The following is a 2361-nucleotide window of genomic DNA, read 5'->3' as shown; positions in this document are numbered from 1 at the left end:
GTTTTGTTGGGGGTGCATGCTCGACACGCCCGGGATGGGGGAGGGTTTGGTTGGTGGGGGTTGGTGCACGTAAAGTTTGTTCTTGTCACCCCAAAGGTGCGGAAGTCCCGGGCAGTTTTGCTGTTAGGTTTCCGGCCTCAAGTGGGGGCCATCATCCTCTAAATCTGTTATAGTTTTAGTCCGGTCGGGTAGCGGAATTCCTCTTATGGGTTTCGGTGTCGGATCTGGGGATGTCTTCCTGTTTCATGGGTGTGTTGGTTTGTTGTTGTGTGCCGTTGTGGTGCGTTTCGACTGAGTTGACATGCACGGTGAAGCTGGTAAGTTAGACAGGTTGCCTCCTGCAGTTATGCGGGGGTTGCCGACACAGGTTTTTGTTGCCTTGGGGTGAAGCCGTTTTGCGGTGGAGGTCAGGAGCGTCCGATCCTTGAGAACTCAACAGCGTGCACAATGTCAAATGCCAAAAACCCGACTGTGCTTTTTATGATCAACCTATTTCGGGTTGGTTGTGGGGGTGCAGCGGATTCCTTTGGAAAAAGATATAAACAACAAAGCAAGTCAGTATTGATTTGTTCTGTCAGTTTCAAACTTGTCGCCTCGACACCCTATTCCGGGTGCGGGTGACACAAGATGTGCTTCTGCAAGCTTGCTTGTGGTTGCAATCAAACATTTATGGAGAGTTTGATCCTGGCTCAGGATGAACGCTGGCGGCGTGCTTAACACATGCAAGTCGAACGATGAAGCAGAGCTTGCTCTGTGGATTAGTGGCGAACGGGTGAGTAACACGTGAGTAACCTGCCCTTGACTCTGGAATAAGCGTTGGAAACGACGTCTAATACTGGATACGAGCTTCCGCCGCATGGTGAGGAGCTGGAAAGAATTTCGGTCAAGGATGGACTCGCGGCCTATCAGGTAGTTGGTGAGGTAATGGCTCACCAAGCCTACGACGGGTAGCCGGCCTGAGAGGGTGACCGGCCACACTGGAACTGAGACACGGTCCAGACTCCTACGGGAGGCAGCAGTGGGGAATATTGCACAATGGGCGCAAGCCTGATGCAGCAACGCCGCGTGAGGGACGACGGCCTTCGGGTTGTAAACCTCTTTTAGTAGGGAAGAAGCGATGTGCTTGTCACATCATGACGGTACCTGCAGAAAAAGCACCGGCTAACTACGTGCCAGCAGCCGCGGTAATACGTAGGGTGCAAGCGTTATCCGGAATTATTGGGCGTAAAGAGCTCGTAGGCGGTTTGTCGCGTCTGCTGTGAAAACTGGAGGCTCAACCTCCAGCCTGCAGTGGGTACGGGCAGACTAGAGTGCGGTAGGGGAGATTGGAATTCCTGGTGTAGCGGTGGAATGCGCAGATATCAGGAGGAACACCGATGGCGAAGGCAGATCTCTGGGCCGTAACTGACGCTGAGGAGCGAAAGCATGGGGAGCGAACAGGATTAGATACCCTGGTAGTCCATGCCGTAAACGTTGGGAACTAGATGTAGGGACCATTCCACGGTTTCTGTGTCGCAGCTAACGCATTAAGTTCCCCGCCTGGGGAGTACGGCCGCAAGGCTAAAACTCAAAGGAATTGACGGGGGCCCGCACAAGCGGCGGAGCATGCGGATTAATTCGATGCAACGCGAAGAACCTTACCAAGACTTGACATATACGAGAACGGGCTAGAAATAGTTCACTCTTTGGACACTCGTAAACAGGTGGTGCATGGTTGTCGTCAGCTCGTGTCGTGAGATGTTGGGTTAAGTCCCGCAACGAGCGCAACCCTCGTTCTTTGTTGCCAGCACGTAATGGTGGGAACTCAAAGGAGACTGCCGGGGTCAACTCGGAGGAAGGTGGGGATGACGTCAAATCATCATGCCCCTTATGTCTTGGGCTTCACGCATGCTACAATGGCCGATACAAAGGGCTGCAATACCGCAAGGTGGAGCGAATCCCAAAAAGTCGGTCTCAGTTCGGATTGAGGTCTGCAACTCGACCTCATGAAGTCGGAGTCGCTAGTAATCGCAGATCAGCAACGCTGCGGTGAATACGTTCCCGGGCCTTGTACACACCGCCCGTCAAGTCATGAAAGTCGGTAACACCCGAAGCCAGTGGCCTAACCCGCAAGGGGAGGAGCTGTCGAAGGTGGGATTGGTGATTAGGACTAAGTCGTAACAAGGTAGCCGTACCGGAAGGTGCGGCTGGATCACCTCCTTTCTAAGGAGCATGTGCAAGCCGTGGGGGAGCGTTCCTGTTTACAGTTCGCGATCTTACGGAATTACTTGCCAAGTCGTACTGCCCTGTTCGGGGTGGACGGCGCTCATGGGTGGAACATTGACATTGTGACCAGAGGAACTGTTTTCTCTTCAGTACACC

Annotated in this window: 1 rRNA gene; it reads left to right on the top strand. The window is 53.4% G+C overall.

The features are described 5' to 3' along the window. The first annotated feature begins 666 nt into the window (after nt 1–666). Nucleotides 667–2202, top strand: a 16S ribosomal RNA gene (locus ACTJJW_RS14720). Nucleotides 2203–2361 lie beyond the last annotated feature (159 nt).

The sequence above is a fragment of the Rhodoglobus galactosidasius genome (genome assembly GCF_054957775.1).
Note: the sequence above shows the minus strand (reverse complement) of the source record. Positions and strands in the feature narration are given on the sequence as shown.